Source organism: Gordonia sp. 34D, from assembly GCF_056682775.1.
This window is the reverse complement of sequence record NZ_CM155293.1, coordinates 170,398-196,561: the sequence shown is the minus strand read 5'-3', so window position 1 is coordinate 196,561 and position 26,164 is coordinate 170,398. Positions and strand designations below refer to the sequence as shown.

Here is a 26,164-nt window from a genome sequence, read left to right as displayed (position 1 = left end):
TGATGTGATCATCGGTTGCGGATCACTTTGGATGTTCCGAGGTACCAGACCGCACCGGTCAGGAGCCAGATCGCGGTGATGACACCGAGCGTCTGGAATGTGGAAAATAGGTCGTCTCGTTGCCGCTTCGACCAAGAAGTCCCGAACAACTCGGCACTGACAGCCCCTACGACTGCCAGCGTGGCGTGCGCTTCGCCAGGAATGCCGAGATGCCTTCTTGCGCATCGCATGTGACGGCGTTGGTAGCCATGACTTCGGTCATGGCGGCGTAGGCGTCGGGTTCGGTGCGATCGATCTGGTCGTAGAAGGCGCGCTTGCCTACCGCGAGGGTGTCGCCGCTGAACTGCCCGATCCGGCCCGCAAGTTCCGCGACGGTGTCGTCGAGTGCTTCTGCAGGCACGGCACTGTTGATGAGACCCCAATCGACTGCGGTCGCGGCGTCGATCATGTCGCCCGTCAGCAGCATCGACATGGCGCGTTTGCGGCCGATCGCACGGCTCAGCGCCACCATCGGCGTGGAGCAGAACAGTCCGATCCGAACACCCGGGGTCGAGAATCGAGCATTGTCGGCGGCAATCGCGAGATCACAAGTCGCCACAAGCTGGCATCCCGCAGCCAATGCCATGCCCTGAACCTGGGCGATGACCGGTTGCCGAACCGCGTGAACGGTCGCCATGAGCTCGGTGCAGGCGGCGAAAATTTCCCGTTCATCGTCGACGGTCCGATCGACGATTTCGGAAAGGTCATGTCCAGCAGAGAACGCTGGCCCGTGCGCCTTGATCACGATGACTCGCACATCCGAGTCAGCCCCGAATGCCAGCAACTCACGAGTCGCCGCTCGCATTGTGCTCAGCGACAACGGGTTTCGACGTGCGGAATCGTCAAGGGTAAGCACGCCGACGCCGTCGACGACGGCTGCGGACAACGCAGGCACAGAAGTCATGCCCCCATTGTCGGCCAAACCATCTCGCAGCGCGGCTACTTCAGGGCCGACAGCACCCGGTCGGCGTGGACATTCATGTTTGTTTCGGACGCGATCACATCGGCCACGATGCCGTCGGTGCCGATCGCAAACGTGACGCGCTTGGTCGGCATACCGACCTTGACGAGAACGGATCCCCGGCGCACTCCGTAAGCCTTGGCGACCGAGCCATCAACATCGGAGAGCAACGGGTAGTCGAGACCGTGCTTGTCAGTCCAGTCTTTCTGCTTGCCGACGTCGTCGGCGCTGATGCCGACGCGCTGCACACCGGCCTGATCGAACTCGGTGGCGAGGTCGCGGAAATGGCACGCCTCTTTGGTGCAGCCGGGGGTAAACGCGGCCGGATAGAAGAACAGTGCGACGGGCCCGTTGGCCAGCAGTTCCGACAGTCGCTGGGTGTTGCCGGTTTGGTCGTACAACTCGAAATCCGGTGCGGTATCGCCGATCTTCATAAACGCCAACCCTACTCGCCTTGAACGACACGCCTCACGCCTCAACATGCACCGATCTGTTCTAGCGGTAACAATGGCTCCATGATCACCGTCGAACACCTGAGCAAGAGATACGGCGACTTCGTTGCCGTCGATGATGTTTCGTTTGTCTGCAAGCCCGGTCGTGTCACCGGCTTCTTGGGACCGAACGGCGCAGGCAAGTCGACCACCATGCGCATTATCGCTGGCCTCACCCCTCCGACGTCGGGTTCGGCGACGATCAGTGGCGTCCCCTATCGCGACATCCCAAACCCGGCGACCCAGGTCGGCGTTCTTCTCGACGCCTCCGCGCAGCATGCCGGCCGCAGTGGCAAGGAAACTCTCCGCCTCTCGGCGATGACGATGGGTCTGCCCGCTTCGCGCGTCGACGAGGTTCTCACGATGGTGGGTTTGACGCCCAGCGAGAGCAGTCGACGCGTCCGCAACTACTCGCTCGGTATGCGACAGCGCCTCGGGATTGCGAACGCCCTGCTCGGCAACCCGCAGATTCTGATCTTGGACGAGCCGGTCAACGGCTTGGATCCGGCGGGCATCCACTGGATGCGCATGCTGCTGCGCGACTACGCCAATCGTGGCGGCACCGTGTTGCTGTCGAGCCATCTGCTGCACGAGTTGGAGATCATCGCCGACGATCTCATCGTCATCGGCAATGGCCGGATTGTGGCGCATGGCCCGAAGGACGAGCTTCTGGCCGGGGTTGGCACTCGGGTGCGATCCGGTGACGACGCCAAGCTTGGTCAAGCGTTGGCGGCGGCGGGCTTCACTCTCCGAGATGCTGAGGATGGCGGCTTCCACGTGGAGGCCGAACCAGAGCAGGTGGGACGGGTCGCGCTCGACAACCAGGTACCCCTCATCGAATTGCGAGCCGGCGACAACACCGGACTCGAAGCCATGTTCTTGCAGCTCACTGCGCAAACTCAGCGTGAGCCCATCAACCAGGGAGCTATCTGATGAGCACCACGTTTGCTGCAGTCGACAACCGTGCACCGGGGATCCCCATGTCGCGCCTAGTCCGTGTGGAAATGCGGAAGCTATTCGACACCCGTGCCAGCATGGGCCTACTGATCGCCATGGGTGTCCTTACAATTCTGATCGCTGCCGTCTCGGTGCTGGCGAATATCAACCACTACCGGGATGCTCCGACGTCATCGTCCGATATCGGCGACCCGCTCTCGTTCGGCGACCTCTTCACCTCGATGAGTATCCCGATCGGCATCATTTTGCCGGTGATGGCGATTTTGCTGGTGACTTCCGAGTGGAGTCAGCGGACCGCGCTCGCCACGTTCACGATGGAGCCCCGCCGCGAGCGGATCGTTATTGCGAAGCTCGCGACTTCGCTCATTGCTGCTGCCGGTGCCGTGGTGTTCGCGTTGATCGTCGCGGCCATCGTGAACGTTCTGGCCGGGTTGTTTGTTGACGGTGCCGGGTCGTGGAATCTTTCGGTTGGGCAGATCGGCCAGATGTTCCTGATCCACGCCTTGGGAATGCTGGTCGGCTTCGGTTTCGCCGCGCTCTTCCTCAACACCCCCGCGGCGATCGTCGCCTACTTTGTGCTTCCGATTGCGGTGTCCCTCGTGTCGTCGCTGGTGCCGTGGATTAACGAGAATCTCTCCGAATGGATCAACACCGATCGCGCTGGTGCCCCGTTGCTCAGCGGTGCCCCGATGACGGGGGCGGACTGGGCACACGTCCTTGTGGCCTTCGGCATCTGGATTCTCCTGCCGCTCGGGTTCGGTATCGCCCGCATCATGCGGTCCGAAGTTAAGTAGTCGGGTTGGGGCGACGTGGCCAGAGATTGGTTTCGCTCTACCGAGTGGACGCCCGAGGTTGAGGCGGAGTTCGACGTCCGACTTCAGCGCGCCCGCAAATACAAGCGCCCGCAGTACCTGCGGGTCCAAGGGGTGACGCTGAAGCGGGCGGGCGACGTCGAAACTGCTCGTGAGCTGTGGCTGCGGGTATTGGACGAAGAGGACAACTCTGAGTCGGCCTCCGCGTTAGAGCACCTCGCCGATTCGTGGACACTCGAGGATCCGGCCCGCGCGATCGATTACTACCGAACGATGCTCGCCGACTTCCCCGATCTCAAGAGCACCAGTTGCACCGCACCTATCAAGTTCGCCGAACTGCTCCTCGATCGCGGCGAGCCGTCGGACATCGTCGAAGCGGATGCTGCGCTCGCCTTCCCGTTGGGGATCGCGCCACTTCCCGACATGGATTTCCGTCGGCAGGTGGCCCTCGCTCGCCTCGGCCGAATCCGGGGCGATAACGCTGCTGTGCGCTCGGCGGCCCGGACCGCGTTGGAACTCGCTGCCAAAGGACCGATCTTTACCTACCACCCCAATGTTGGGCTGGTCGATACCGATGCGAAGACACTCCAGCAACTCCGACGACTAGTTCGCTTTCCTCGACTCGCTCCGATTCCCCGGCTAACTACCCGCGGCTAGCTCACAGCGCCAACGAGGGGTCACGGCCCGACCGGGTAGTGACTCCGAATTGCGAGGCGGTTCCACGCATTCATCACGATGGCCAGCCAACTGATCGCCGAGATCTGCTCGGAGGTGAGGGAGCCGTTGTCCCACACCTGGGGCTCTGGCACCGGCAGCTGGGTCACTTCCTCGGCAAGTGCGATCGCCGCCTGCTCCTGGTCGGAGAAGTACTGGGACTCCCACCACGCCGCGATCACGGCGAGACGGTCGGCGCTCTCCCCTTTCGCTATGGCGTCGCGGGTGTGCATTCGCAGGCAGAACGCACAGCCGTTGAGCTGCGACACTCGGATCTTCACCAACTCAACCAGCAGCGGATCGAGGCCTGCGGCGTCGAGCGCCGATGCCACCGAGGCGTCGAGGCCAGCCAGCAATTTGTACTGCGCCGGGTGCTCCTTGCTCAGGTTGACAGTGACTGCCATCGGATCGAGATCAGGGTCCATTTTGTTTGGGCCTCCCATTCTTGATGCTTTGCACGCTACGCCGAGGGTCCGACAATTTTTGTCCTCCCTGAGTTGGTTGCCGCCGATACCGAACCGGCACCGTCTGACTAATGTCGACGGCATGGCGTTTACTGGTTTTCCCGAAGCGGCCCTCGACTTCTACGACGACTTGGAAGCCGACAACAGCAAAGTATTCTGGGATGCGCACCGCGACACTTATCGCGACAGCGTGGCAGCCCCGATGGTCGCGCTCACCGATGATCTCGCCGACATGTTTGGTGCGGCAAAAGTCTTTCGCCCGAACCGGGACGTCCGCTTTTCGAAAGACAAGACGCCTTACAAGACGCATCAGGGTGCATTCGTCGCGGTCGCTCCGGCGACGGGCTACTACGTCGAGATCGCAGCGCCCGGCGTCAAAGTCGCTTCCGGTTTCTATCACGCCGACACCGAACGTCTCGCGCGGATTCGCCGGTCCATCGATGAGGAACTCCACGGTGCCGAACTCGAACACATCCTCGAGGTCCTGAAGCGTAAGGGCTGGGAGATCGGTGGTGACCGACTCAAGACTGCTCCCCGCGGGTGGAGCGTGGACCATCCACGGATCGAACTGCTCCGGCACCGGTCCCTGACGGTGACCCGCAACTATGGTTTCGCCGACATCATCCACACTCCCGAACTGGCCGACCAAGTGCGCAAACATTGGCGCGAAACCCGCCCGCTACTCGACTGGCTGGTGCAGCACGGATAGCGGCCACACGCATCAAGCCGCCCCGACCGGTATTGGTCGGAGCGGCTTGTTCTAGTTTGACGAGTCAGAGTCCGGCAATCTTCGGCGGGACGTACGGGTCGTGGTCGGCCATTAGTTTCTCCACGCGCGCCTCGTCGATCCGCGCCATCACATGCGTCTGCTCCTGGCGGTCGCGAACCACCTTCGACAAGCTGAACGTGCTCGACACCAGGAACAGCAGGGTGATGCCGATGTAGCCGCGCTGCCATGCATCCATCGGCAGGTACGCCATCCCAATCAGCGCTGCGGCCATGCTGACTCCGAAGGCAATCATCGACTGAACGTAGAAAGCGGCCGTGTTGGACTGGGGAACTGTTCGTGTATCCATGCCTTAAGGGTGTCCGGCGCGGCCGCCGTGCAACTCCGTAAAGTTACGCAGATTCGCCACGCACTTACGCACAGGTAGGCGACCTCAGCGGGACCGGTAATGCAGGTACACGGTGCCGCCGTCGAACCGTCGTTGCTCGACGAGTTCCAGGTCAAGAAGCGCACCTTCGACGAGGGCGCGTCGTCCCCCACCCAGTACTTTTGGCGCAACAAACAGGTGGAAGTCGTCGATCATTCCGGCGCGCATCGCCGGCCCTGCGGTGGTTGGTCCGAAGATCTCAACGGAACCCTCCGCCTCGGAAACGATGCGAGCAAGCTCCGGTAGCTGCAGATCCGCGACGAGGCGACAGCGCCCGTCACCCAGATCTGCGTTCGTCAGCGTCGACGACGCCACCACCTTCTTAATTGCCCGCCAGCGTCGACCAAACTCTTGCTCATCGGGCGAGACGTCGGCGTCGGCGGGAAGGTCTTCCCAGTACTGCATCAGCGCGAAGGTTTTGCGCCCCAGCACTTCCGTTGAGACCTCAGTCATCCGCTCCAGGTGCGCGGCGAAGATCTCCGGACTGGGCGCAAACCATTCAAAACTACCGTCGGCGTCTTCGACGAAACCGTCGAGCGACATCGTCGTCGAATAGCTCAAAGTACCCATCGGAAATCACCTTTCCAGGAGGTTAAAGAACCTTTTTCACAACACTCGACTTAAGCTGCATCTGGCCGAAACCAGGCACCTTGGCATCAATGTCGTGGTCGCCCACGCCGTCGCCGATTAGACGAATCCCGCGAACCTTGGTGCCAATCTTGACGACGCCGCCACCGGCACCCTTCACCTTCAGGCTCCTGACGATCGTCACCGTGTCGCCGTCGTCGAGGACATTGCCGACGGCATCTTTGATGACGTCATCGGCTGCGACGTCAGCATCTTCGCTGGGCGACCATTCGTGAGCACACATCGAGCAGACGAGGAGAGTACCCGAATCGTACGTGTACTCGCTTTCACACGCCGGGCACGGCGGCAACTGATCAGACATGCGTGCGACGCTACAACATCTTGGCCCGGTCAGGCATTTGGCTGCTCAGGCGGTATGGACGGTTCAGTGGACGTCGATGGCTCACTCGCAGCGGGTGGGGCCGCGTCAGCCGGCGCCGCGGGTGCCGGTGCGGTTGCGCGCTCACGCATGATGCCAAAGTGGCGGACCGTGCCGGAGACGCTCGTCAGCTTCGCGGGCTTGGTCCAAGTACGCATGCCGTCGGAACTGTCGGAGTAGACGTAGTCACCGGCCTTGTATGAATCGAGGTACAGCCGCCACGTGCCGTTCGGCAACTGCGTCACGGCGGGGCCTTCGACAAGGGTGCCCCAATCTCCCGGGGTCACATACGAATACCGCCCGCGCAGTGTTGGCGCGACCGCATGCTGGATCGTCTTCTTGGTCTCGTTCTTCGTGAACGCATGGTAGGTGGAACCGACCTTCACGATGGTCGTATCAATGTGGTCGGCACCGATGCCGTCGAGCGCCACGGGAAAGCTCCACAGGGTGAGCGACGAATTGAGCGCAGTCATCAGGTACGGAACAAAGCCGCCACCGGTCGACATGGAGACGATGATGTTCACGGTGTTCCCGTCGACGAACCATTCCGGTGCCCACGCCTTTGTGGTGAACGGCGACAGGGACGGTCCGTCACGGAATCCGGCCGACCCGTTAACGCCGGGTAGCGGTAGCGGCCCCTTGCCGTCGCCCGTTCCGGGAAGGAAGGCGCAGCAGAACGGGAGCGGCCAGTTCTTCATCGGCGTCCAATTCACCAGGTCAGGACTACTCGCGAAGCCAATGCTCGTATCGCCGGTCGTGTAGGTGATGTAGTACAGGCCGTTGGTGTGCCGGAAAATGCTCGGGTCGCGGACCACGCCAGCGGGCGGGCGGTAGGCGGCCTTCTTCAGGAGTTGGAAGTCAGTGCCGTCGCTAGATGTGTAGACGTCCATGTCGCGGACGCTGGAATTGCTGAAGCCCACCATCGTGTACTTCCACCCAGGAGATGGTGCCGGCTCGGCAGCCGCAACGCCGGGCGAAGACACAACCAGTGCGATTGCGGCAAACAGGACAACGAAGGTGCTGACAAGACGAGGCCGATCGATGCGAGACACGTGTCCCAGAGTCGACGATCCAACTCGAATCATCAACCCCTTCTGTCACAGCAGCCCCAAATCGTTACCCGACGCTAAGCCTCGATTCGAATCCGCAACCAGTCGTACATCCCCGACCGCGCTTTCGCGGCCATCGATGTCGGATGGGCGGTGAAGGCGTGCGGCGATTCCGGATAGACGTTGAGGTCGACCTCCACACCCGCCGTCACAAGTCGCCCGACCATCGCCAGATTATCGTCGAGCAGGATGTCGTCGGCCCCAACGACTAGACGAACCGGCGGCAGACCGCGCAAATCAGCGTAGATCGGCGAAACATCAGCGATGGTTCGATCCGCACAGTCCCCCAGGTACGCCTGCAGGAAATACTCATCAGCGATGAGACGCCCCGCTGGCGTTTGACCGGAAAGGTCGTAAGTACCGCAATCTAGGACGGCACCGCAGTAGTTGTTGATGCCACGCTCGCGAAGGCGGATGAGAGTCGTCGCGACCAGCGTAGATCCGGCCGATAGCCCAAGCATCGCCAGTCTGGTAGTCCCGAACCTGGCCTCAGCGTTCTCGACAAGCCAGAGCGCCGCCGTCTCACAATCGTCCGGCGCCGAGGGCCAGGGATGCTCGGTAGCGAGCCGATAGTCGACGCTGACCACAGCGACTCCGAGGCGATCGGCGAGCTGCCGATTCCGCGTATCGCTGCCAGCCGCAGAACCCAAGTAGAAGCCGCCAGCGTGCATCTCCAGCACGACGCCTGCGGGTGGTACCTCCGTTGGCAGATGAATTCGAACGTCGACGGTCGTGCCGCCTGCGTTTACGGTCTCGATCGATGGCTCAGGCCAACAGATTCCGGGAGCGACCTTCCCCGCGCGGGCCGCGTGAAGCTCGTCCAACGTTGTCGGCCCACGTCCCGGAGTCCGATCGGCATAGAAGGCCCGCGACTCTTCGACGAGTGGTAGCAACGCTGGATCAATTAGAGAGTGGAGATCAAGTCGCATTAAGTGCACTTTACGAGTGCGGCGTGCGTTGTTCGACTGCTGGTCGTGGATATCTGCGGCACACGCTCTTACGATTGCCTGATGGGCATCAGTATGGACAACGTCGGGATCGTCGTGGAGAACCTAGACGGTGCCATCGCCTTCTTCCGCGAGCTGGGCCTTGACCTCGAAAACCGGGCGACCATCGAAGGCGACTGGGCTGGCCAAGTGACCGGTCTAGGTTTTCAGCGGGTCGAGATCGCCATGATGAACGCACCAGACGGCAGCGGCAAGCTCGAACTGTCGCGGTACATCGAACCGGAGGTGATCGCCGATCACCGGAACGCGCCGGTGAATGCGCTCGGCTACCTCCGGGTGATGTTCGCCGTTGACGACATTGACGACACCCTCGCCCGCCTGGCCAAACATGGTGCCGAACTAGTCAGCACCGACGTAATCAATTACGAAAACGTCTACCGACTTTGCTACATACGCGGCCCCGAGGGAATCCTAATTGGGTTGGCGCAAGCGGTTCACTGATCTGAGGCACGCCGCTCAGTCGTGCAACACGAGTTCGAGTATTTGTTGTGTGTGCCCGGGGATCTCGGACTCGGCGAGGCCGCCGATGATGTCACTCAAAGTCAGAATCTCGTCAACGACCAGGGCATCGTTCGAGACCAGCCTGGCCGGGATCTTAGAGACAAGTTCACGATCACTGAGGACGGGCCCCATTCACCCGGGGTGGCTCTACGACAGTGTCAGCAACACCTACACGCTCAGCGGCCTCAAGGAACTCGTCGTAGGAGAGGCGAAACGGCGTGGTGTCGAGCATTGATGACTTTCCTCCTGACCCGGATAATCCGCTCATCGATCTGCCATCTCCCACGGCGCCTGAGGTAGGACGGTGCCGGTTTCGAGCAGCGACTTGAGGTTGGCCAGCACGGCTGGCCAACCCTTCGAGATGCCGTTGAGCATTTCTTTGTTCGGAAGATTCTCGTGGGTCACGGTGAGGCGGACGATGTCTTGGTGAGACTCCACCAGGAACGTGACCGTGGAGGGTGCCCGTTGGGTCGACTCTTCCGGAGAGTCCTCGAAAGTGATCACCAGACGCCTTGGAGGTTCAGCCTCGAGGACTTCCCCGGTGACGTCGACGGTGCCGCTACCGTCAGTTCGACGATGCTCCCACGCTGACCCCGGCTGCCAGTCCGAGACGTTGGCATGACCCCAGTACTCGGCGGTGAGATCAGCGTCGGTCAACGCCTTCCACACCTGCTCCGGCGTTGCCTTGATGTAAGTCACGTACACATAGTTCGGAATCATGGCGTCCTCTTCTGCTCTGGCTTTGATGTCGGCGAGCGCGTCGAGTCGGGGCTTGTCGAACGCTGCGATCCAGCGCTGCTCGATGTCGTGGATGGGTGCCGGGTTGAGGTAGTGAAGACGCTCTCGCCCTCGTCGTACGACCGTCACGAGGTTGGCCCGTACGAGAACGTCGAGGTGCTGTGTCACGGATTGCCGCGACATGTCTAACTGCTCGCACAACTGACCGAGAGTCTGTCCATTTTCCGCGCGCAGGCGGTCTAGAAGCCGTCGGCGGGTCGAGTCTGCCAACGACTTGAAGATCGGATCCATATCCACACGACCCATTATGCAGGTATTTACTTGCCTATTTCAAGGGTTGTCGGCCGCCAGGCATTCGCACCGATGATTAGCGCGTACGGATCGCCCTTCAGTGCAGCATGATGGAGCCATGGCGAAACTGCGGCTCCTGCAGATTGGGATCGACCCCAACGTCGTTGACTTCTCGCCGTGGCCCGGCCAAAACGCAGACCTCTTGTTCGAACGCATTGCCATAGCCCAGGCCGCCCTGCGCGACGCCGGCTTCGACGTGACCGAATGCCTTGTGCCCGACGACGTGGACGCGGCAGAGAGCAGTGTGCGCCGAGCGTTCGCCGGACACGAGTTCGATGTCGTCGAAGTCGGATCCGGATTGCGTGCATCACACGATTACACGCCGGTGTTTGAATGTGTCATCAACACGGTTGTGGCACTTGCGCCCGGTGTCCGGTTCAGTTTCAACGATTCCCCGGAAACTACCCTCGAGGCAGTCCTGCGCAGCGTGCAACCATAGGCAAAGTGGCGTGCCCGTCAGTGCAGCATGATGGAGCCGCCGTCAACCATGAGCGTCTGGCCAGTCATGTAGCTGGCGTCGTCGCTCGCCAGGAAGACGACGACGGGCGCGATGTCGTCGGCGGGGCTGCCGAGACGGCCGAGCGGGATGCCAGCGAGCATGCGCTTGTAGTCTTTGGGGAACGCTTCCGACCACTGCTCGATGCCCGGTGTCAGCGCGACCGGCGAAACCAGGTTCACCCGGATACCGTCGGACGCCCATTCGTTGGCTGCGACGCGGGTGATCGCGCGGATCGCTTCCTTGGCCGCGGCATACGTGACCTGTGTCGGCAGCCCCTTCAGGCCAGCACCCGACGCGAAGTTCACGATGGCCCCCTTGTTCTCGGCCAGCTGCGCGTGTGCGGCTTGCATGAGGTGGAAGGTCGCGTACATGCCGCTACCCATGGAGAGGTCCCACATTTCCTGGGTGGTTTCCAGGATGGGGGCCTGCCTGGAAGCGTGTGCATTGTTGACAAGGATGTCGAGCTTGCCGAATGCGTCAACTGCCGCGTCGACGATCACCGCCGCATTGGCCTGTACCGAGATGTCTTTGTCGAGATAGACCGCCGGGCGGCCGTTCGCGATCTCGGCGACGATCATTTCGCCGTCGCCTTGCGGCACAATGTCGACGACGAGCACGCTCGCACCTTCGTCGAGGAACTTGGAGACTATTCCGCGACCGATCCCGCCCGCTCCTCCGGTAACGATCGCGACCTTGTTCTCCAAGCGCATGACGGTGTCCTTTCGTTGGCTCCTAACCGAAACTTACCGCCACATGGTGGACAAAACCTGGCGCATCAAAGAACGGACAGTGCCGCGGTCGGATGACCGGGGCACTGTCCGAGTCCGCACTCTAGTGGTCGCGGTTTCAGCCAGGTCACCCGAACAGGCTATCCAGCGAGCCGGTGCCCAGGGAACCGTGATCCGGCTGGGCGCAGCCGGTCACCGTAACGCTTCGCCACTCCCGATTGCCAAGCCATTCAGGCATGCCATCAGCGGTCTGCCCGTTGTTTCCGGGAGGTCCGAGCACCATGCGGTAGGCAATCTTGTGGGTCGCCGCGTTGGGGTTCGGGAGGCCCGGATTCCAGCCGTTCAGACTCTTCAGATCTTGCACGTAGGTTGCTGTCACGGGTGCGCGGTCGGACACCATGGTCCGGTTCGCCTCAGTGTTCTGGCCGGCACCGCCATCGGGCCAGCTGGGAAGGTCAGCCTTCGACGCCATATTGGGGCTGCCGGTCCGCCAGACGGGGAACCCGACACCAATATCGCGTCCTTCCGGCACCTCATCGTCAATTCGCCAGTCAATCGTGTAGCTCGTGACGTTGGTCTTGTTCACGATGGAAAATTCGGCCTTACAGTGGCCGAGGTTCTTCGCGGAGAATGTGACGGCCCCTACCGGCGAGCCCGCGGCTGGCACAGCGCCAGCCGATCCAACGCCGACCGAGACGAGAGCGCCCGCTGCCACGCAGGCAGTCGTAAGGGTCCGAGCAATAGCAACCATGGTGGTCCTTTGTTTGGGAGGGCAACGTGCAAAACATAGCCTCACCGGCACCATCACTGTCCACACCGCCGCGCATTCACCCCTTCGGCGGACACAATTCTGTGCATACAGCGAATTCGGGTCACGATAGTTGGCACGGGCCTCAACGCCGACTGGCTGCAAATTGTCCAGTTTCCCAAGCACACCGTTTGTTGCATCGCACGAATCCCGCGACCGCTGGGACTGATGTGTGCCCAGTGACCGTCGGGAAGTATCGGAGGGCAGGTCCAACCCCAACGCACACGCTCGGACTACTCGGAGTTGGAACCCAGCAGCCACCGTCGCTCATGCACGTTCAATCGGGAACCAGAGCTCACACGTCGCAGTACTGAAATCGGCTGCGCGCTCGAGGACAGCGACAATCGACGGACCGGGCCGCAGGCGCCAGGGGTTAGACGGGAACCATTCAGTCGCCGATGCCGCATACGATTCCTGTAGCGCTTCCGGATACGGCCCCGATGTCCGGAACACCACCCAAGCTCCTGCCTCGACGTCAATCACGTCCAACTCGGCGGGCACCGGGTCAGCTGCGTCGACCGCTACGCCGTGCAGGTAGGTCAATTCGCTGCCTTCCACAGCATCTGGATCAACATCAGCGCTGACCTGGAGGAGTCCCGCAGGCTCCGACGAACTGAGTTCTTTGAGCCGCTCATGTGCCGAGCTGGGCAAGGCTGCAATGTGCTGTTGAATATGCGGGTTGACTCCTTCATAAATGAGCGGCACGCGCGCGGCTTGGCCGATGAGTCGGAAGGCTGGTCGTTCGGTAATTCGGGCATCCATGGGGTTGTTCCCTTCGACGGTCAGGCGGAACCTGATGTGCGGTTGGCTACGAAGGGGGCCGCCATCGCGGCGGACATCGCCGTGACTGACACCGTGCACCGCGCGAAATGCTCGACCAAATGCTTCGACCGAGCCATACCCGTAGCGCACCGCGATCGTGAGTAGACCCTCATCCCCGGTAACGTCGGCCGCTGCTACCGTCATTCGACGGCGTCGCACGTACTCCGACACCGGCATCCCAGACAGGGACGAGAACATCCGGCGGATGTGGTAGCCCGTCGTTCCCATCGATGCTGCGAGGCCGTCAACGTCGACTTCGTCCCCGAGGTGCTGCTCGATGTCGTCGACGAGCCGGTTGAGGATGTCAATCATCATCGCTCCCTTCGGCTTCCACTTTCATCGAAGTGGCGCACCTCGCGCCCGACTATCCGGGCCCGGTTTGATCGGCTATCCGCTGCCACCCCAGTCGCTCTCGGGGACCAGCAGTTTTCGGAGAGCTAGCTCTCGCTCTTGCCCTCCGCATAGGCACGACTGCCGGAGAGCGCAAAGAGCGCGTCGATCACCGAAATGAACACGTCGGCCGACTCGGCAGTGGCAAACTCTGCGAGTTCACGCGGGTCGCCGTCCGGGTTCAGTAGACCGAAGACCTCACCGTCGGTGCTCGGTAGCACCCAGAGTCGGTCGGTGCCCGGACCGGTGATGCGAACAATGGGGTCCGGATCGTCGACGATCTGCGTCGGCACCACCCACTCCACCCCGGGGTGGTCGGTGTCAGCACCGGAGGCGATCGTGTCACCACCGATGCGCAGATGCTCGGGCATCTTCGTCATCTTGGCGATCAGCAGGCCCGCCCGCTTGGCGGCCTCTTCGTCGAAGGCGGACGCGAGCGGCTGCCACGACGATTCTCCAGTCCGGTAGATGATGAGGTACTCGTCGCCGTTACCGACGACCGCGAGTTGCGCACGAGTCTGCGACGGCAGTAGCGCGCCCCAAGCACCGTAGATCTCCATGCCGGTCTGTTCCGTGCTGTCGTTCAACAGGTTCCCTTCGTGGGTCGAGTCGCACCTAGTTTCGCATGCGACCTGGCTTGGGAGCCTCGGGACCGTCGTCACTGCGGGAAACAGTGGTTACTGCGGGAATCAAGGGAAGCTATCGCAGCCTCGATCATGCCCTTCGGCCACGCGAATCGTTGCGGCGAACGGGCACCGCCCACTGCTACAGTGACGAAAATCCGGACCAACCTCCCGATCGGACTTCGATGGCCCGTTATTCCTCTCCGCTTGCGCTCGCCGCAGCTATCACTGCCATGGCGGTCGTGAGTGCCTGCTCGACAAGTCCCGACATGGCGCCTGCCGCACCGTCGTCGGAGCAGGTCGCGACCTTCTCCGAGACTCAGCGCAATCGCATCCACTATCTGACCGGCCCAGACCAGGACCCAGATCAAAATTGGGCGGACTTTTACCTCCCGGCCGGCAGGCAGGCCGTGGACACCATCCCGTTGGTCGTGCTGATCCACGGAGGCGGGTGGCGATCTCAGATCGGTGCCGACGTCTTCGATGAGCTCGCGATGGATCTCGCCGGTCGCGGAATGGCCGTCTACAACGTCGAGTACCGGCGGCTCGGTCGCGGTGGAGGCTGGCCTACGACGTTCCGCGACGTGGCCCGGGCCCTTGACCACATCATCGACCTGGACAAGAAGTTCCCGCAGATCACGGTGAGGGATGAACTGGTCGTCGGACATTCCGCGGGCGGCCAACTCGCGATGTGGGCCGGTACCCGCCATAAGCTGGAAGACGATGAGGTCGGATCACGGCCGCGTTTCCGGCCGACTCGCGTCGTGTCCCTAGCCGGTCCGTTGGACATGCGGCAGACCGCGAAGGACGGCAACAACCACATCATCGGCGCGATGGGTGCCCCGCCGTCGGCGAAGCCGGAGCGGTGGGATGCCGTCGACCCGATCAAGAACATTGACCCGACGATGCCGGTAGCCGCAGTGCACGGCACCGCGGATACCGTCGTTCGCCCCCACAATTCGACCCGGTACATCGCCGAAGTCGAACGCCGCGGCGGTGCCGGACGCCTTCTGCTCCTCGACGGCGAAGGTCACGTGTCGCTCGTCCAGAAGGGCAGTCCCGCGTACACGAGAGTGATCGACCTAATCGCCGAATACTCGTCCGAGGAACAATCCGAACTCACCGAGGAGTAGGTCGGCAAGCTAGACGTTAAACCGGAACTCGACGACGTCGCCGTCGACCATGACGTAGTCCTTGCCCTCCATGCGGACCTTGCCGGCAGCCTTGGCCGCGTTCATGGAGCCGTTCTCATCGAGATCGGCGAAGGAGACGATTTCGGCCTTGATGAAACCCTTTTCGAAGTCCGTGTGGATAACACCCGCAGCCTTCGGTGCGGTATCGCCCTGACGGATGGTCCAGGCGCGCGCTTCCTTCGGTCCGGCCGTCAAGTAGGTCTGTAGGCCGAGGGTGTGGAAGCCAGCGCGGGCCAGCTGGCGCAAACCGGGCTCGTCCTGACCGATCGAGTCAAGAAGTTCCTGAGCATCCTCTTCTTCGAGCTCAAGGAGTTCACTTTCCACCTTGGCGTCCAAGAAGACGCAGTCTGCGGGCGCGACGGCATCGCGCAGTTCCTGCTTGCGGGCATCGTCGGTGAGGACGGCTTCGTCAGCATTGAATACGTAGAGGAACGGCTTTGCGGTAAGCAAGTGCAGTTCACGGACCGACGACAGATCAAAGTCGTCTTTCGCCGAGAACATCGTCTTGCCCGAGTCAAGGATCGCCTGCGCGGCCTGCGCAGCAGCGAGCACGCTGGCCTGGTCCTTGTTCTTCTTGGCTTCCTTCTCCAGACGCGGAATTGCCTTCTCCAACGTCTGGAGGTCAGCCAAAATCAGCTCGGTCTCGATGACTTCAATGTCCGCGCGCGGATCGACGCGACCGTCGACATGCACGACGTCGTCGTCGGCGAATACCCGAACGACCTGGCAGATCGCGTCAGCCTCGCGGATGTTGGCGAGGAACTGGTTACCCATGCCCTCCCCCTCCGAAGCGCCCTTCACGATTCCGGCGATGTCGACGAAAGACACGACGGCGGGCAAGATCCGCTCACTGCCGAAGATTTCGGCGAGGCGGTTAAGCCGCGCATCCGGCAGTTCGACGATGCCGATATTCGGCTCGATCGTCGCGAACGGGTAGTTCGCGGCGAGCACATCGTTACGGGTTAGGGCGTTAAAAAGGGTCGACTTTCCAACGTTGGGCAGGCCGACAATTCCGAGGGTAAGACTCACGGGAGGTCAGTCTATCTGCGATTTGGTGGCGGACCTACCCAGGCTGATTCTGCGCTTGCCTCGACCGCTGTTGGATGCGCGTGCTGCCGCGCGTGCGAGTTCGTCCTCGGCGGCAATCTCATCGCCCGCAGCGTGCCCAATCTGCTCAAGCATGTACCGGAACGCAACGGTCAAGCAGGATGCCGCAGGAACTGCCAAGAACGCGCCAGTAATCCCGAACAGCGAGGCACCAAGCGTCACCGACAGCAGCACGATCACCGCGTGCAGATTCATCGACTTCGCTTGCAGCCACGGCTGAAGGACGTTGCCCTCGATTTGCTGCACCACCAGGATGATGGCCAGCACAATCAGTGCGGACGTCAAGCCATTCGAGACCAACGCGATCAACACCGCGAGCGCACCGGCGACGAACGCACCGACAATGGGGATGAAGCCACCCATGAAGGTGATGACAATCAACGGGCCAGCCAACGGCACGTTGAGGACTATCAAACCGATGCCGATCAGTGAAGCGTCAACAAAGCTCACCAGCGCCTGCGTCCGGATAAAGCCGCCGAGGGTGTCCCACATGCGTCGGAGCACTTCGCTGACATGAGCGGCACCGCCGACACCCATCGTCCGGTGAATCCACGGAAGGAACTTGGGCCCGTCCTTCAAGAAGAAGAACACCAGCACGATGGTTGTGAACAATGTGACGAGAGCCGACGTGGCGACGCCGACACCGTTGAACACACCGCTGGCGATGGTGGTGGCACTCTGCTGCAGCTTTTGGGTGATCGCGTCGACGAAGTCGTTGATCTGATCGTCACCGATGTTGAGCGGCGGCCCCTGAGCCCAGTCTTGCAACTTGCGGATGCCCTTGATCGCCTCGTTGGCCAAATCCGGGACCTGCGAAATCAACGACGGAACAATCAAGCCAATAACGCCGCCGATGACGACCATGGCACCGATAACTACCAAGATGGTGGCTAAGGCAGCGGGGACGCCGTGAGCCCGCAACCACCGAACCGGCGGCCAGAGCACGGTAGCGAGAACGATACCGAGGACAACCGGAAGAAGAATTACCCACAGCTTTCCCAGCACCAGCAGCAGTGCATACAGGAACACCAGGACCAAAAGCATCTGCAAGCAGATGACTGAAGTGGACCGAAGACCGGTTCGGAACACTCGTCCCCTGGTTGGGTACGGCTTGCCGGTAACCGGGTTACTCAGCACTTCTGTCGCTTCAGGGACCGGTGGCTCAGTTTTCGGCGAGGCATTCGATTCACCCGTTTCGTCGTTCACCCGCCAATCCTCACACACACCCACCGCATTCGTAGCCTGAGACGCGCTTGCGGGTCCCTGTGGATGACGTTGGAACCGAACTGGCATCCGGTGCGTCCAATTCAAGACCGCGTCCATTTGGAAGCGGCCCCACAGGCACAGGAGGAACGATGACCACCGCAGTTGCACCTTCTCTCGGCTGGGCAACCGTCCCGACCGAAGACGGCCCATTCACCGCCATCTTCGATGACGACCACACTGTCTACGCCTCCGGCTGGACTCATTCACTTGAATACCTCGAAAGCTTGATCCACCCGGAATTGCGCACCACCGACCTATTCGAGAAGCCAGGAGGTCCGGTTACCGAAGCGGTTCTCCAGTACTACGACGGCCACACGACGGCGCCGTCACACATTCAGGTGCGGCAGCAGGCTGGTCCGTTTATCACCGACGCTTGGGTGGCACTCCGGAAGGTACGCGCTGGCACTCCGGTGACCTACCGACAACTCGCTGAACTTGCCGGGCGCCCGACAGCAGTTCGCGGGGCCGCACAATGCTGTGTCCGCAATGCCGCCGCGCTATTTGTTCCGTGCCATCGCGTCATGCGAACCGATGGCAGTCTCGGCGGGTACCGCTACGGCCTGGAACTCAAAGAAGACCTGCTCCGCCGAGAAGCCGAATCCCTGGCTGCCGCTCGCGACGAACACGGCTTCTGATCCGGTCGGCGATACCCGCGATGTGAAGTAAGACGACGGCCGACCAAAGTTGTCAGAGCCAACCGCCATGATGTGGGCATGACACCAGCAGCAATCATTGGCCCGGTCTGCCTAATCATTGGTGCGGTCCTTGGGTGGATGGCTCGGTCAGCGGCCGCGCGGGCACACGGCAACCAGCCGCCACCTGGCCCATCGGTCGGCAGCGAGGTCGACCTTGTCGTCGGCCCGCTGCGCGACACCCTGGGGCGCCTATCCGAGGAACTGCGACGCACTGAGGCCGGTCGCGCGCACGCTTACGCGGGCCTGTCCGAGCAGATGCGTGGCGTCTACGCGACTTCGCAGCGCCTGCAGCAACAGACCAGCCAGTTGGCCGGCGCCCTCCACGCCCCGCAAGTCCGTGGCCGCTGGGGCGAAATCCAACTTGAGCGGATTGTCGAGTTGTCGGGTATGTCGCGACACTGCGACTTCTCGACGCAAGTCCATGGACAATCCGATGCCGACCGAATCGTCCGACCGGACCTGGTGGTGAACCTCGCTGGCGGGCGACGCATTGTGGTCGATGCCAAAGTCCCGATGCAGCAATACCTGGATGCGATGGCGGTGCCGTCTGGCGACAACCGCGAACCCCTCGCCCGCCATGCGCAGGCTGTGCGCGCCCACGTCAACACCCTGGCATCGAAGGCATACTGGTCGGCCCAGCCGACCTCACCCGAGTTCGTCGTACTGTTCTTGCCCGGCGACGGAGTGCTGGAGGCCGCACTTCGCGGTGACCCCGGACTCCTCGACTACGCCTTCGACCGCGACGTTGTGCTGGCCACCCCCAGCACGCTGATAGCCCTGCTGAGGACTGTCGCCCTCGGGTGGCGACAGTATGCGCTCGCCGAAGACGCCGAGACGATTCATCAGCTCGGTCGGTCGCTGTACCAACGCATCGATCAAGTTCTCGCGCACCTGGAGAAGACCGGGGTATCACTGCGGCGGGCAGTTGAGTCGTACAACTCGACAGTGGGCGCCATCGACACCCGACTGGGCGTCACCGCCCGCAAACTAGCTGAACTCGAGGCCCTCTCCGGCCCGACAAACCGGTCGTCCCGCATTACCGACGGTGTCCCAAATGTCGATACTGCAGTGAGATCCATGTCACCGCGCTAGAGAATTCAGCAAACTCACGGCTTTGGATCCCGGGGTTCAGCGCAGTGGAAGGTACCGTTGAAGGGTGTTTTCGCGCCTGTTAGCCGGCCCTGCCGTACCCGCCGATCAGCGGTCGGTATTGCCTACCGTCCGGGGAGTCCCCTGGTGGGGTGCTGTCCTTATCGCGGTCGGCATCACCACCATCGGTGCCGTTATCGACGCCGAAAGCGCGTCGACCCTCGGCCGATCGTTCAAACTCTGCTACTTGGTCGGCTGCATCCTCGCCGCACTTTTGGTGCGCCAGCGCGCCCTCTTCACGGCCGCCGCTCAGCCACCCCTGGTCGCTTTCGCCGTCGGCATCGCGACTCTCTTTGTCCTGGATTCCGGCGATTCGCAGGGCCTGCGGGCCATCGTTTTCAAGGTGGTCCTACCGATCGCCTCAAGCTTCCCCTGGATTCTCCTCGCCTTCCTCGCCACGCTGACAGTGGTTTTGGTGCGCTGGTTCGCCGCCCGACCAAGCGGGCAACCGTTCTTTGGGAAGGGCTCCAAACGCCCGGCCGGGGTAGCCAAGAAGGCCACCCCCGCAAAGAAGACGCCAACAAAAACTGCGACCACCGCAAAGAAGCCAGCGGCGAAGACTGGATCGCCCACCCAAGGGGCCCCGACAAAAGCTAAGCGGCCAGCAACGAGCCGGCCGACATCCACCACTGACGCCACACCGGCAAAGCCAACCGTTCGGCGTCGCCCGGAATCGGAACCCGCACCTCGTCGGGCCGCGCCCCGCAAGTCCGCTCCCCGACCGGCGGCAGCGCAGCCAGCTCAGCCCAGATCGGCCCAGGCGAGCGCAACTGCAGCTGGCACGCCACCGCGTCGTCGGGCCGCGCCACAGACCATCCCCGCTCGGGATACCAAGGGAGCACGTCGCACAGCAGGTCAGATGCGCGACAAGGCACACATCGAAGATCTCACCGCCGGCGCCGACGACCGCTAGTCGTCCAGCTAGTAGCTACAGCTCGCCGAAATCCGTTTCGGCCAACCACGCCCCGAGGTCTCGGGCCGCGTGTTCGATAGCCGTCGGCCAATCCATCGCTGATTCATCGGCGTTGTCTGTGACGACTTTGACCACGCGAAACAGCACGGCGAAGTCGTCGCAAACTTGAGCGAAGGCGGCACCCTCCATATCGACGAGGTCGGCCCGTTCGGCGATCACGTCACGGTGCACCGGATCGGAAACGAAGGTGTCACCGGTCGCAAGGATGCTCCCGTCACCACCGAGAATCTCCCACTCGTCGACCAACGGATAACCCATCGCGGTCAGTTCAGCAGCGCTGATGTCGTGTTCGATCACGCGGGACGGCAAGTAGAGCCCACTGCGGCCGTCGCGAAGGGCACCCGCCGTGCCAATGTTGATGACCCGACGGTAGTCGCCGGTGATCAGCCGTTTGGTGAGGGCGGTGGCGGCTCGTACTTTGCCGATGCCGGTGATCAGCAGGTCGGTCCCGGGTGGCACGTGCACAGCTTCGGCAGGCGTCGCCGAAACCACCAGAACCCCGGGTTGGTGTGGCCCCCTCACTCGCTGCGCCGTGCGACCGTCGAATCGGACCCCGCTGCGGTGCCGTCGCCGACACCGAGGTTGCTGATCCGCGAGAGGTAGTCAAAGCGGTTGTTGGCGATCCGCATGACGACCTCATACGGAAGCGCGAACTTGCGAGCCCACCAGTACCCGAAGCGGATGTCGAAAGACGTGTAGACCATAAATTTGTTTTTGGTAATGCCGCGAAGGATGGCCGATGCCGCCTTCTCGGGCGTCACCGCGACTTTATGGAACCCGGCGATTTCCTTCTGGATGGCACTGTTGCTTCGGTCGAGGCCGACGATGTCCACTGTCTCGACCAACGGTGTGGCGACACCACCCGGACACACCAGGGACACCCCGATGTTGTGGCGTCGCAAATCAAACCGGAGAACCTCCGAGACTCCGCGGATCCCAAACTTGCTCGCACTGTAGGCGGCATGCCAGGGCAAGGCCAGGATCCCCGCAGCCGACGAGACATTCACGAGCTGCCCGCCACGACCATTGCGAACCATCTGGGGAACAAAGCTCTCAATTATGTGGATGGGGCCCATCAGGTTGATGTCGACGGCCTTTTTCCAATGCTTATGCTCAAGGTTTTCGACAGTCCCCCAAACGGAGATTCCCGCAATATTCATGACCACATCCATGACGCCGACCTCGGCATCGACCTCACGCGCAAACGCTGCCACCCACTCGTAGTCGGAGACGTCGCCCGCACGGTGATAAAGCACGGTGCCGCCATGATCGAGAATTTCGGCGACTACGTCGTCGAGCGGACCTGATTGAATATCGGTGAGTACCACTTCCGCTCCGGCCGCGGCCGATGCCAGCGCGGTGGCACGCCCGATGCCGCTGGCCGCACCGGTAATCAACACCTTGCGACCACGCAGTGACGGCACCGGCGTCGGCACGACGAAGAGTTCCCGAATGGTCTGCAGCGCGGGCAGTTTCAGCGATGTCATGAGACCCATGACACACAGACTAGTGGAACTAGACGGGTAGCTTTCCGCCGAACACTGCGTAGACGACAGCCAGGACCGCCTTGAGGACCTCAGCGGACACGTCTTGCCCTTCGGTCATCAGAATTCGCTGTGCTTCCTGAGGGCTCTTGGCTTTGCTGAGCTTGTCGATCAGTGGGCCGATCGCCTCAACGCCCTTGACGTCGGACAGGTCGGATGCGGACGGATCGTTGGGCGCGGTCGGGTTCGGCGCTGCACCCGGTTCCGGTGCGGGCGCGGTCGGGTTGGCTGCGGCGGCCTTGCCACCCAGGTAGTTGGTGATGCCCGTGGTGATGGCGACCGCGTACTTGGTGGCACCGGCCGGCGACGACAGGACGGCGGCCTCTGCTGGGTCTGACAGGTTGCCCATTTCGACGAAGGCTGCGGGCACCCGAGTCAGGTTGACGGCGGCGATATCTGGACGGGTGACGACGCCGTTGACGGCCCCGAGGTAGTTGGCTGGCGCGAAGCCTGCGCCCGACATGGCGTCACGAATCGTGTTGGACGCCTTGCGACCTTCGTTCCCCTGCGCTGCGTCGACAGCCTTGTCGGGGATCGGCAGGGTCGGCACAATCAGGTGGAAGCCCTTGTTTTTGGCGTCGGAGCCGGTGCTCGTGGAGTCCGCATGGATGCTGACGGCCAGGTCCGCGCCGGACTTGCTGGCGGCGGCGGCGCGCTCGTCGACGCAGCCACCCCAGCCGGTGTCGTCGTTGCGGCTCATGACGACCTTGGCGCCCTTGCTTTCGAGCGCGGCCTTCACCACCTGGGCGACGTTCCAGTTGATGGTGTGCTCAGGCACTCCGCCGAGGGCCGTGGCACCGGTGGTCTGGCAATCCTTCGTCCCGCCACGACCGTCGTTGACCTGCTTTGACAGGTTGTGGCCGGCGGCTGACCCTTGGTGTCCCGGGTCCAGGAACACCGTCTTGCCTGCAAGTTCCGTGGTCTTCGGTGCCGCTGCGGCGGGCGTGACGGCCAACAGCGCGCCGACCATCGCCGACGAAGCCAAAATGGACGACGCGATCAGCGTGCGCCGAGGGGCCCTAGCGAGCGGAAACGAAGCAGTCGGTTTCTCAGCTGAAAAGCGCATGGGGCGGGTTGGGTGTGTTGGCCCACGGGCACACACCACTCTCCTTCCGAAGGAATAGCATCATCTGTCACACGGACAACTTTGGTAACAGTCAACCAGTGGTTGAGACCCGACGGCAAACCCGGAGGCTCACAGGCCAGAAATCGTTAGGTTCCCGTGATCCGCAGAAACAGAAAATTAGCCATCCGCTAAGTCCTCAGCGCGTGAACGCTCCGGCGGCGAGTAGGCGTGTCGGGTGAGATGCAAGATGCCGTTCACATCAGCTGGATCCGGTGGCCGCACCGTCGCTTCGAGCGCTTCACGCGCCCGTTCCGCATCGAGTCCGGCCCCGATCACCACTAGCGAAGTCGCCCTTTCGCGACCAGACCACGGCCCAGTGTCAACGCGAATAAAACCACCGACCGATTGGACCGTGTACGCCAAGTGCCGGTGGTCGGGCAGGTCAACGAACACCGTGCCCTTGATGCGGTAGGCGCCCTCGGGCGGACGCTCAAGAAAGCGAGCGAGCGCCCGCGGGTCCACCGGCAAAGGCGTTTGCAGAGCGGCCGAATCGAATGCCGAGTGCAGGTGAGGGTCGGCCGCACTATGTGAGTGTTCGTGCGGATCATCGGAGAACAGGTCATCGAACGTCAGTTGCCGGGGTCGGGTGTCATCCACGACCACCGCTTCGGACGGTTCGAAGAGCAGCTCCGGATCGATCGCGGCATCGGTCACCGGCAAGATTGGCGCTGTCGGGTTCGCCGCGCGCACGGTCTCCACGAATTCGACGACGTCGACACCGTCGGGGAGCAGGTCGATCTTGTTGCAGACCACCAGATCGGCGATCGCCAAATGCTCAACCACTTGCGGATGTTCGACGATGGTTTCGGCATAGTTGGCCGCGTCAATAACGTAAACCAGTCCCCCGTAAGCGACGTCCTCGCTTCGGGCGGCTAGCACCATCCGCACCAGCGCTTTCGGTTCGGCAATCCCGCTGGCTTCAATCAGGATGGCGTCGAGCCCGTTACCGGGCGCCGCCATCGAGGCCAAGGTTTCGGTGAGGTCGGCAGCATCGGTGGTGCAGCACATGCACCCATTTTCGAGGCTCATGGTGCCACCGGATTGGCCCGACACCAGCAGGGCATCGATGTTGATCGACCCAAAGTCATTCACCAGCACCCCGATGCGGCGGCCCCCCGCATGACGAAGAACGTGATTGAGGAGAGTCGTCTTTCCCGCACCGAGGAAACCCGCCAACACGACTACGGGCAGAGGCCCCTTCCTCATTGGGCTAGTTCGGCCTGGCAGTCAATGCAGACGACGGCGAGTTCCCGGCCGTCACCGTCGGGATAGTTGATCACTTCGCTGGTCGGTGATCCACACCGCACGCATTTGCCGATTACCGCCGTATCGGCACCAAAGTCGATCTTCATCCGCTTGTCGAATACATACAGCGAGCCCTCCCAATTGCCGCGATCGCCGTATTTTTCGCCGTAGCGCACGATTCCACCGTCGAGTTGATAAACCTCATCAAACCCGCGTGCTGCCATCAGTGCGCTAAGTACTTCACAACGCACTCCGCCCGTGCAATACGTCACGATCGGTCGCGACTTGAGATGGTCGAGGGCACCGCTTTCAATCAACGGAATGAAGTCGCGGGTGGTCTCGACATCCGGGACGATCGCGTCACGAAAACGACCAATTTCTGCTTCGATCTTGTTTCGTCCGTCGAGAAATACAACGTCATCGCCACGCGCATCAAGCAATTCGTGGAGTTGTTCGGGTGCCAAACGTGTGCCGCCGCCCACCACGCCCGACTCGTCGACCTTCAGTTCACCGGGCGCACCAAAGGTGACGATTTCCGGGCGCACTTTTACGCTCAACCGCGGAAAGTCCTCGCCCACACCGTCGGACCACTTAATATCGGCATGCTTGAAGGCTGGATAACTGCGCGTGGCACGCACGTAGCGCTTGACATCGCGGATATCGCCACCGACTGTGGCATTGATGCCGTGGGGTGACACGATGATTCTGCCGCGAAGCCCAGCGGACTCGCAGACGCTCTGCTGCCACAGTCGGATAGCTTCCGGGTCGGGCAGCGGCGCGAAGACGTAGAACAGCACAATCTTGGGAGTCGACACAATGCCAGAGTACGGACCCCGAATGCGTGTTGCCTTGATTGCCCTCGGCAGTATTGCTGCCGTCACATTGACCTCATGCGGCGTGCTGAACACCGATGCTGCACCCAGCAAGATCGTGATCCCCGGCACCGATGCCCTCCTCACCGAGTCGGCAGCGCCGTCCTTGGCCCCGACCTCGGCGTCAGTCACCGGCAAGGCCGACGAACCGACGTCTCCGTGGAGTATGGCGCGCGTGATCCGGGCCGCCCCGCGAAGTAGTAACTCGCAGTTCCAAGTCGGTTCCACATCGGTCAGCGGCGAAGTGTCTGCGGCTTCGGGCTATCACTTCTCCACCGAAGATCGCAGCATTCGTTGTTCCACTGGCAACAACGGTGCCAACGCGCTGGTGTGCGTCAGCGAAAAGATCGACGGGGCGCGGCAGCGGCCAGTTGATGCCCCCGAGAAATGTGACTGGGCGCGCGACTATGCGGTCGTGGATGCAAACGGCCCCAAAGAGGGTGCCTGCTCAAATAGCTACCCGGTGCTGTTCCGATCGACCATCTTGCCCGCTGGCAACTCAATCGTCGTTGATCGGTTCGCGTGCTTGGCCGACTCCAGCGATCTGTACTGCATTGAGTCAAGTTCAGGCACAGGATTCGCTATTACCTCTGATGGCTACTCGAACATTCGAGGAGATGAACGAGCACCGAAATCGCTTTTGGGTTTAAGTCCCGCCACTTCAACTTCTGCCCGCTGAACAAACCAATTGAAGAACTTGTCTCTGACAAATATTCGATGACGTGTAGTCTGTCGAGAAGAATAGTTATCGATGCTTGAATGACCCCCAGCACGAAATCTCGCTACTCATTTTCATCGCTGCACCCGTTACCAGCGCTCC

Annotated in this window: 31 protein-coding genes; 11 read left to right on the top strand and 20 right to left on the bottom strand. The window is 62.0% G+C overall.

What is annotated here, in order from left to right; all coding sequences use genetic code 11:
* Nucleotides 1-166: 166 nt before the first annotated feature.
* Together AC1L34_RS00985 and AC1L34_RS00980 are read right to left on the bottom strand one after the other, a co-directional pair.
* Complete coding sequence (locus AC1L34_RS00985; RefSeq protein WP_480035038.1) at nucleotides 167-943, bottom strand: enoyl-CoA hydratase; 777 nt, start codon at nucleotides 941-943, stop codon at nucleotides 167-169.
* A gap of 35 nt (nucleotides 944-978) precedes the next feature.
* Nucleotides 979-1,434: a peroxiredoxin gene (locus AC1L34_RS00980; protein ID WP_424293193.1), complete on the bottom strand. Its 456-nt coding sequence runs from the start codon at nucleotides 1,432-1,434 to the stop codon at nucleotides 979-981.
* Between the two features lie 81 nt (nucleotides 1,435-1,515).
* On the opposite strand from AC1L34_RS00980, the gene AC1L34_RS00975 reads away from it, so the two are divergent.
* From AC1L34_RS00975 to AC1L34_RS00965, 3 genes are read left to right on the top strand one after another with little or no spacing between them, the layout of a single operon-like run.
* Nucleotides 1,516-2,424 (top strand): ABC transporter ATP-binding protein, encoded by a 909-nt coding sequence (locus AC1L34_RS00975; RefSeq protein ID WP_424293194.1) that lies wholly within the window; start codon nucleotides 1,516-1,518, stop codon nucleotides 2,422-2,424.
* Nucleotides 2,424-3,242, top strand: coding sequence for an ABC-2 transporter permease (locus tag AC1L34_RS00970; protein WP_424293195.1), 819 nt, complete (start codon nucleotides 2,424-2,426; stop codon nucleotides 3,240-3,242). Before AC1L34_RS00975 ends, AC1L34_RS00970 begins: the two co-directional genes overlap by 1 nt.
* A gap of 15 nt (nucleotides 3,243-3,257) precedes the next feature.
* Nucleotides 3,258-3,917, top strand: a complete 660-nt coding sequence (locus tag AC1L34_RS00965; RefSeq protein WP_424322930.1) for a tetratricopeptide repeat protein — start codon at nucleotides 3,258-3,260, stop codon at nucleotides 3,915-3,917.
* Nucleotides 3,918-3,937: 20 nt separating this feature from the next.
* Here AC1L34_RS00965 and AC1L34_RS00960 read toward each other — a convergent pair whose 3' ends face one another.
* A complete protein-coding gene (locus tag AC1L34_RS00960) occupies nucleotides 3,938-4,399 on the bottom strand; it encodes a carboxymuconolactone decarboxylase family protein (RefSeq protein ID WP_424322929.1) in 462 nt (153 codons plus the stop codon).
* 121 nt (nucleotides 4,400-4,520) lie between these two features.
* On the opposite strand from AC1L34_RS00960, the gene AC1L34_RS00955 reads away from it, so the two are divergent.
* A complete protein-coding gene (locus AC1L34_RS00955) occupies nucleotides 4,521-5,147 on the top strand; it encodes a DUF2461 domain-containing protein (RefSeq protein WP_424323870.1) in 627 nt (208 codons plus the stop codon).
* A gap of 64 nt (nucleotides 5,148-5,211) precedes the next feature.
* On the opposite strand, the gene AC1L34_RS00950 is transcribed toward AC1L34_RS00955, so the two are convergent.
* From AC1L34_RS00950 to AC1L34_RS00930, 5 genes are all read right to left on the bottom strand, one after another.
* Nucleotides 5,212-5,514 carry a YiaA/YiaB family inner membrane protein gene (locus AC1L34_RS00950; protein ID WP_424323871.1) on the bottom strand — a complete coding sequence of 101 codons (303 nt, stop codon included), beginning with the start codon at nucleotides 5,512-5,514 and terminating at the stop codon, nucleotides 5,212-5,214.
* An 84-nt stretch (nucleotides 5,515-5,598) separates the two neighbouring features.
* On the bottom strand, nucleotides 5,599-6,162 hold the full coding sequence (locus AC1L34_RS00945; protein ID WP_424294060.1) for a dihydrofolate reductase family protein: 564 nt from the start codon (nucleotides 6,160-6,162) through the stop codon (nucleotides 5,599-5,601).
* A gap of 22 nt (nucleotides 6,163-6,184) precedes the next feature.
* A complete protein-coding gene (locus AC1L34_RS00940; protein ID WP_424294061.1) occupies nucleotides 6,185-6,541 on the bottom strand; it encodes a zinc ribbon domain-containing protein YjdM in 357 nt (118 codons plus the stop codon).
* A 29-nt stretch (nucleotides 6,542-6,570) separates the two neighbouring features.
* The gene (locus tag AC1L34_RS00935) at nucleotides 6,571-7,650 is read right to left on the bottom strand and encodes a glycoside hydrolase family protein (protein ID WP_424294062.1); all 1,080 of its coding nucleotides are present in this window, start codon (nucleotides 7,648-7,650) and stop codon (nucleotides 6,571-6,573) included.
* Nucleotides 7,651-7,724: 74 nt separating this feature from the next.
* Nucleotides 7,725-8,636, bottom strand: coding sequence for an alpha/beta hydrolase (locus AC1L34_RS00930; protein ID WP_480035037.1), 912 nt, complete (start codon nucleotides 8,634-8,636; stop codon nucleotides 7,725-7,727).
* An 81-nt stretch (nucleotides 8,637-8,717) separates the two neighbouring features.
* Here AC1L34_RS00930 and AC1L34_RS00925 point away from each other — a divergent pair, with 81 nt between their 5' ends.
* Complete coding sequence (locus tag AC1L34_RS00925) at nucleotides 8,718-9,155, top strand: VOC family protein (RefSeq protein WP_424294064.1); 438 nt, start codon at nucleotides 8,718-8,720, stop codon at nucleotides 9,153-9,155.
* A gap of 324 nt (nucleotides 9,156-9,479) precedes the next feature.
* Here AC1L34_RS00925 and AC1L34_RS00920 read toward each other — a convergent pair whose 3' ends face one another.
* Entirely contained in the window at nucleotides 9,480-10,244 is a 765-nt protein-coding gene (locus AC1L34_RS00920) for an ArsR/SmtB family transcription factor (RefSeq protein WP_424322954.1), read from the bottom strand.
* Nucleotides 10,245-10,362: 118 nt separating this feature from the next.
* Between AC1L34_RS00920 and AC1L34_RS00915 the strand changes: the two genes are divergently transcribed.
* Complete coding sequence (locus AC1L34_RS00915) at nucleotides 10,363-10,743, top strand: hypothetical protein (RefSeq protein ID WP_424323873.1); 381 nt, start codon at nucleotides 10,363-10,365, stop codon at nucleotides 10,741-10,743.
* 17 nt (nucleotides 10,744-10,760) lie between these two features.
* Here AC1L34_RS00915 and AC1L34_RS00910 read toward each other — a convergent pair whose 3' ends face one another.
* The 4 genes from AC1L34_RS00910 to AC1L34_RS00895 all read right to left on the bottom strand — a co-directional run bounded on the left by AC1L34_RS00910 (nucleotide 10,761) and on the right by AC1L34_RS00895 (nucleotide 14,138).
* On the bottom strand, nucleotides 10,761-11,513 hold the full coding sequence (locus AC1L34_RS00910; RefSeq protein WP_424297471.1) for an SDR family NAD(P)-dependent oxidoreductase: 753 nt from the start codon (nucleotides 11,511-11,513) through the stop codon (nucleotides 10,761-10,763).
* 145 nt (nucleotides 11,514-11,658) lie between these two features.
* Nucleotides 11,659-12,246, bottom strand: coding sequence for a hypothetical protein (locus AC1L34_RS00905; RefSeq protein ID WP_424324926.1), 588 nt, complete (start codon nucleotides 12,244-12,246; stop codon nucleotides 11,659-11,661).
* A 360-nt stretch (nucleotides 12,247-12,606) separates the two neighbouring features.
* Complete coding sequence (locus AC1L34_RS00900) at nucleotides 12,607-13,476, bottom strand: AraC family transcriptional regulator (protein WP_424324927.1); 870 nt, start codon at nucleotides 13,474-13,476, stop codon at nucleotides 12,607-12,609.
* Nucleotides 13,477-13,598: 122 nt separating this feature from the next.
* Nucleotides 13,599-14,138 carry a hypothetical protein gene (locus AC1L34_RS00895; RefSeq protein ID WP_424324928.1) on the bottom strand — a complete coding sequence of 180 codons (540 nt, stop codon included), beginning with the start codon at nucleotides 14,136-14,138 and terminating at the stop codon, nucleotides 13,599-13,601.
* Nucleotides 14,139-14,359: 221 nt separating this feature from the next.
* Between AC1L34_RS00895 and AC1L34_RS00890 the strand changes: the two genes are divergently transcribed.
* Nucleotides 14,360-15,307 (top strand): alpha/beta hydrolase family protein, encoded by a 948-nt coding sequence (locus tag AC1L34_RS00890; RefSeq protein ID WP_424324929.1) that lies wholly within the window; start codon nucleotides 14,360-14,362, stop codon nucleotides 15,305-15,307.
* Nucleotides 15,308-15,316: 9 nt separating this feature from the next.
* Here the strand turns inward: AC1L34_RS00890 and ychF are convergent, their stop codons facing one another.
* Nucleotides 15,317-16,396, bottom strand: a complete 1,080-nt coding sequence (ychF, locus tag AC1L34_RS00885) for a redox-regulated ATPase YchF (protein WP_424324930.1) — start codon at nucleotides 16,394-16,396, stop codon at nucleotides 15,317-15,319.
* 6 nt (nucleotides 16,397-16,402) lie between these two features.
* Nucleotides 16,403-17,680, bottom strand: a complete 1,278-nt coding sequence (locus tag AC1L34_RS00880; RefSeq protein WP_424296673.1) for an AI-2E family transporter — start codon at nucleotides 17,678-17,680, stop codon at nucleotides 16,403-16,405.
* Between the two features lie 149 nt (nucleotides 17,681-17,829).
* On the opposite strand from AC1L34_RS00880, the gene AC1L34_RS00875 reads away from it, so the two are divergent.
* From AC1L34_RS00875 to AC1L34_RS00865, 3 genes are all read left to right on the top strand, one after another.
* Nucleotides 17,830-18,375, top strand: a complete 546-nt coding sequence (locus tag AC1L34_RS00875; protein WP_424324931.1) for a methylated-DNA--[protein]-cysteine S-methyltransferase — start codon at nucleotides 17,830-17,832, stop codon at nucleotides 18,373-18,375.
* A 78-nt stretch (nucleotides 18,376-18,453) separates the two neighbouring features.
* The gene (locus tag AC1L34_RS00870) at nucleotides 18,454-19,527 is read left to right on the top strand and encodes a DNA recombination protein RmuC (protein WP_424322911.1); all 1,074 of its coding nucleotides are present in this window, start codon (nucleotides 18,454-18,456) and stop codon (nucleotides 19,525-19,527) included.
* Between the two features lie 64 nt (nucleotides 19,528-19,591).
* Nucleotides 19,592-20,497 carry a DUF6542 domain-containing protein gene (locus AC1L34_RS00865; RefSeq protein WP_424323721.1) on the top strand — a complete coding sequence of 302 codons (906 nt, stop codon included), beginning with the start codon at nucleotides 19,592-19,594 and terminating at the stop codon, nucleotides 20,495-20,497.
* Nucleotides 20,498-20,512: 15 nt separating this feature from the next.
* On the opposite strand, the gene AC1L34_RS00860 is transcribed toward AC1L34_RS00865, so the two are convergent.
* The 5 genes from AC1L34_RS00860 to trhO form a co-directional block, all read right to left on the bottom strand.
* On the bottom strand, nucleotides 20,513-21,016 hold the full coding sequence (locus AC1L34_RS00860) for a nucleosidase (RefSeq protein ID WP_480035036.1): 504 nt from the start codon (nucleotides 21,014-21,016) through the stop codon (nucleotides 20,513-20,515).
* 59 nt (nucleotides 21,017-21,075) lie between these two features.
* Nucleotides 21,076-22,053, bottom strand: coding sequence for an SDR family oxidoreductase (locus AC1L34_RS00855; protein WP_424296663.1), 978 nt, complete (start codon nucleotides 22,051-22,053; stop codon nucleotides 21,076-21,078).
* 19 nt (nucleotides 22,054-22,072) lie between these two features.
* Complete coding sequence (locus tag AC1L34_RS00850) at nucleotides 22,073-23,167, bottom strand: N-acetylmuramoyl-L-alanine amidase (RefSeq protein WP_424296661.1); 1,095 nt, start codon at nucleotides 23,165-23,167, stop codon at nucleotides 22,073-22,075.
* A 177-nt stretch (nucleotides 23,168-23,344) separates the two neighbouring features.
* Entirely contained in the window at nucleotides 23,345-24,433 is a 1,089-nt protein-coding gene (locus AC1L34_RS00845) for a CobW family GTP-binding protein (RefSeq protein WP_424296659.1), read from the bottom strand.
* Nucleotides 24,430-25,287 carry an oxygen-dependent tRNA uridine(34) hydroxylase TrhO gene (trhO, locus tag AC1L34_RS00840; protein WP_424296657.1) on the bottom strand — a complete coding sequence of 286 codons (858 nt, stop codon included), beginning with the start codon at nucleotides 25,285-25,287 and terminating at the stop codon, nucleotides 24,430-24,432. The genes AC1L34_RS00845 and trhO overlap by 4 nt, the downstream gene beginning before the upstream one ends.
* A 1-nt stretch (nucleotide 25,288) precedes the next feature.
* Between trhO and AC1L34_RS00835 the strand changes: the two genes are divergently transcribed.
* Nucleotides 25,289-26,023 (top strand): hypothetical protein, encoded by a 735-nt coding sequence (locus AC1L34_RS00835; RefSeq protein ID WP_424296655.1) that lies wholly within the window; start codon nucleotides 25,289-25,291, stop codon nucleotides 26,021-26,023.
* Nucleotides 26,024-26,164: the final 141 nt, after the last annotated feature.

What these genes read in the sequence shown, in the direction of transcription:
- AC1L34_RS00985 (WP_480035038.1), bottom strand. Translation starts at nt 943, where the DNA reads ATGACTTCTGTGCCTGCGTTGTCCGCAGCCGTCGTCGACGGCGTCGGC.
- AC1L34_RS00980 (WP_424293193.1), bottom strand. Translation starts at nt 1,434, where the DNA reads ATGAAGATCGGCGATACCGCACCGGATTTCGAGTTGTACGACCAAACC.
- AC1L34_RS00975 (WP_424293194.1), top strand. Translation starts at nt 1,516, where the DNA reads ATGATCACCGTCGAACACCTGAGCAAGAGATACGGCGACTTCGTTGCC.
- AC1L34_RS00970 (WP_424293195.1), top strand. Translation starts at nt 2,424, where the DNA reads ATGAGCACCACGTTTGCTGCAGTCGACAACCGTGCACCGGGGATCCCC.
- AC1L34_RS00960 (WP_424322929.1), bottom strand. Translation starts at nt 4,399, where the DNA reads ATGGACCCTGATCTCGATCCGATGGCAGTCACTGTCAACCTGAGCAAG.
- AC1L34_RS00955 (WP_424323870.1), top strand. Translation starts at nt 4,521, where the DNA reads ATGGCGTTTACTGGTTTTCCCGAAGCGGCCCTCGACTTCTACGACGAC.
- AC1L34_RS00950 (WP_424323871.1), bottom strand. Translation starts at nt 5,514, where the DNA reads ATGGATACACGAACAGTTCCCCAGTCCAACACGGCCGCTTTCTACGTT.
- AC1L34_RS00945 (WP_424294060.1), bottom strand. Translation starts at nt 6,162, where the DNA reads ATGGGTACTTTGAGCTATTCGACGACGATGTCGCTCGACGGTTTCGTC.
- AC1L34_RS00940 (WP_424294061.1), bottom strand. Translation starts at nt 6,541, where the DNA reads ATGTCTGATCAGTTGCCGCCGTGCCCGGCGTGTGAAAGCGAGTACACG.
- AC1L34_RS00930 (WP_480035037.1), bottom strand. Translation starts at nt 8,636, where the DNA reads ATGCGACTTGATCTCCACTCTCTAATTGATCCAGCGTTGCTACCACTC.
- AC1L34_RS00925 (WP_424294064.1), top strand. Translation starts at nt 8,718, where the DNA reads ATGGGCATCAGTATGGACAACGTCGGGATCGTCGTGGAGAACCTAGAC.
- AC1L34_RS00920 (WP_424322954.1), bottom strand. Translation starts at nt 10,244, where the DNA reads ATGGATCCGATCTTCAAGTCGTTGGCAGACTCGACCCGCCGACGGCTT.
- AC1L34_RS00915 (WP_424323873.1), top strand. Translation starts at nt 10,363, where the DNA reads ATGGCGAAACTGCGGCTCCTGCAGATTGGGATCGACCCCAACGTCGTT.
- AC1L34_RS00910 (WP_424297471.1), bottom strand. Translation starts at nt 11,513, where the DNA reads ATGCGCTTGGAGAACAAGGTCGCGATCGTTACCGGAGGAGCGGGCGGG.
- AC1L34_RS00900 (WP_424324927.1), bottom strand. Translation starts at nt 13,476, where the DNA reads ATGATGATTGACATCCTCAACCGGCTCGTCGACGACATCGAGCAGCAC.
- AC1L34_RS00890 (WP_424324929.1), top strand. Translation starts at nt 14,360, where the DNA reads ATGGCCCGTTATTCCTCTCCGCTTGCGCTCGCCGCAGCTATCACTGCC.
- AC1L34_RS00875 (WP_424324931.1), top strand. Translation starts at nt 17,830, where the DNA reads ATGACCACCGCAGTTGCACCTTCTCTCGGCTGGGCAACCGTCCCGACC.
- AC1L34_RS00870 (WP_424322911.1), top strand. Translation starts at nt 18,454, where the DNA reads ATGACACCAGCAGCAATCATTGGCCCGGTCTGCCTAATCATTGGTGCG.
- AC1L34_RS00855 (WP_424296663.1), bottom strand. Translation starts at nt 22,053, where the DNA reads ATGGGTCTCATGACATCGCTGAAACTGCCCGCGCTGCAGACCATTCGG.
- AC1L34_RS00850 (WP_424296661.1), bottom strand. Translation starts at nt 23,167, where the DNA reads ATGCGCTTTTCAGCTGAGAAACCGACTGCTTCGTTTCCGCTCGCTAGG.
- AC1L34_RS00845 (WP_424296659.1), bottom strand. Translation starts at nt 24,433, where the DNA reads ATGAGGAAGGGGCCTCTGCCCGTAGTCGTGTTGGCGGGTTTCCTCGGT.
- AC1L34_RS00835 (WP_424296655.1), top strand. Translation starts at nt 25,289, where the DNA reads ATGCCAGAGTACGGACCCCGAATGCGTGTTGCCTTGATTGCCCTCGGC.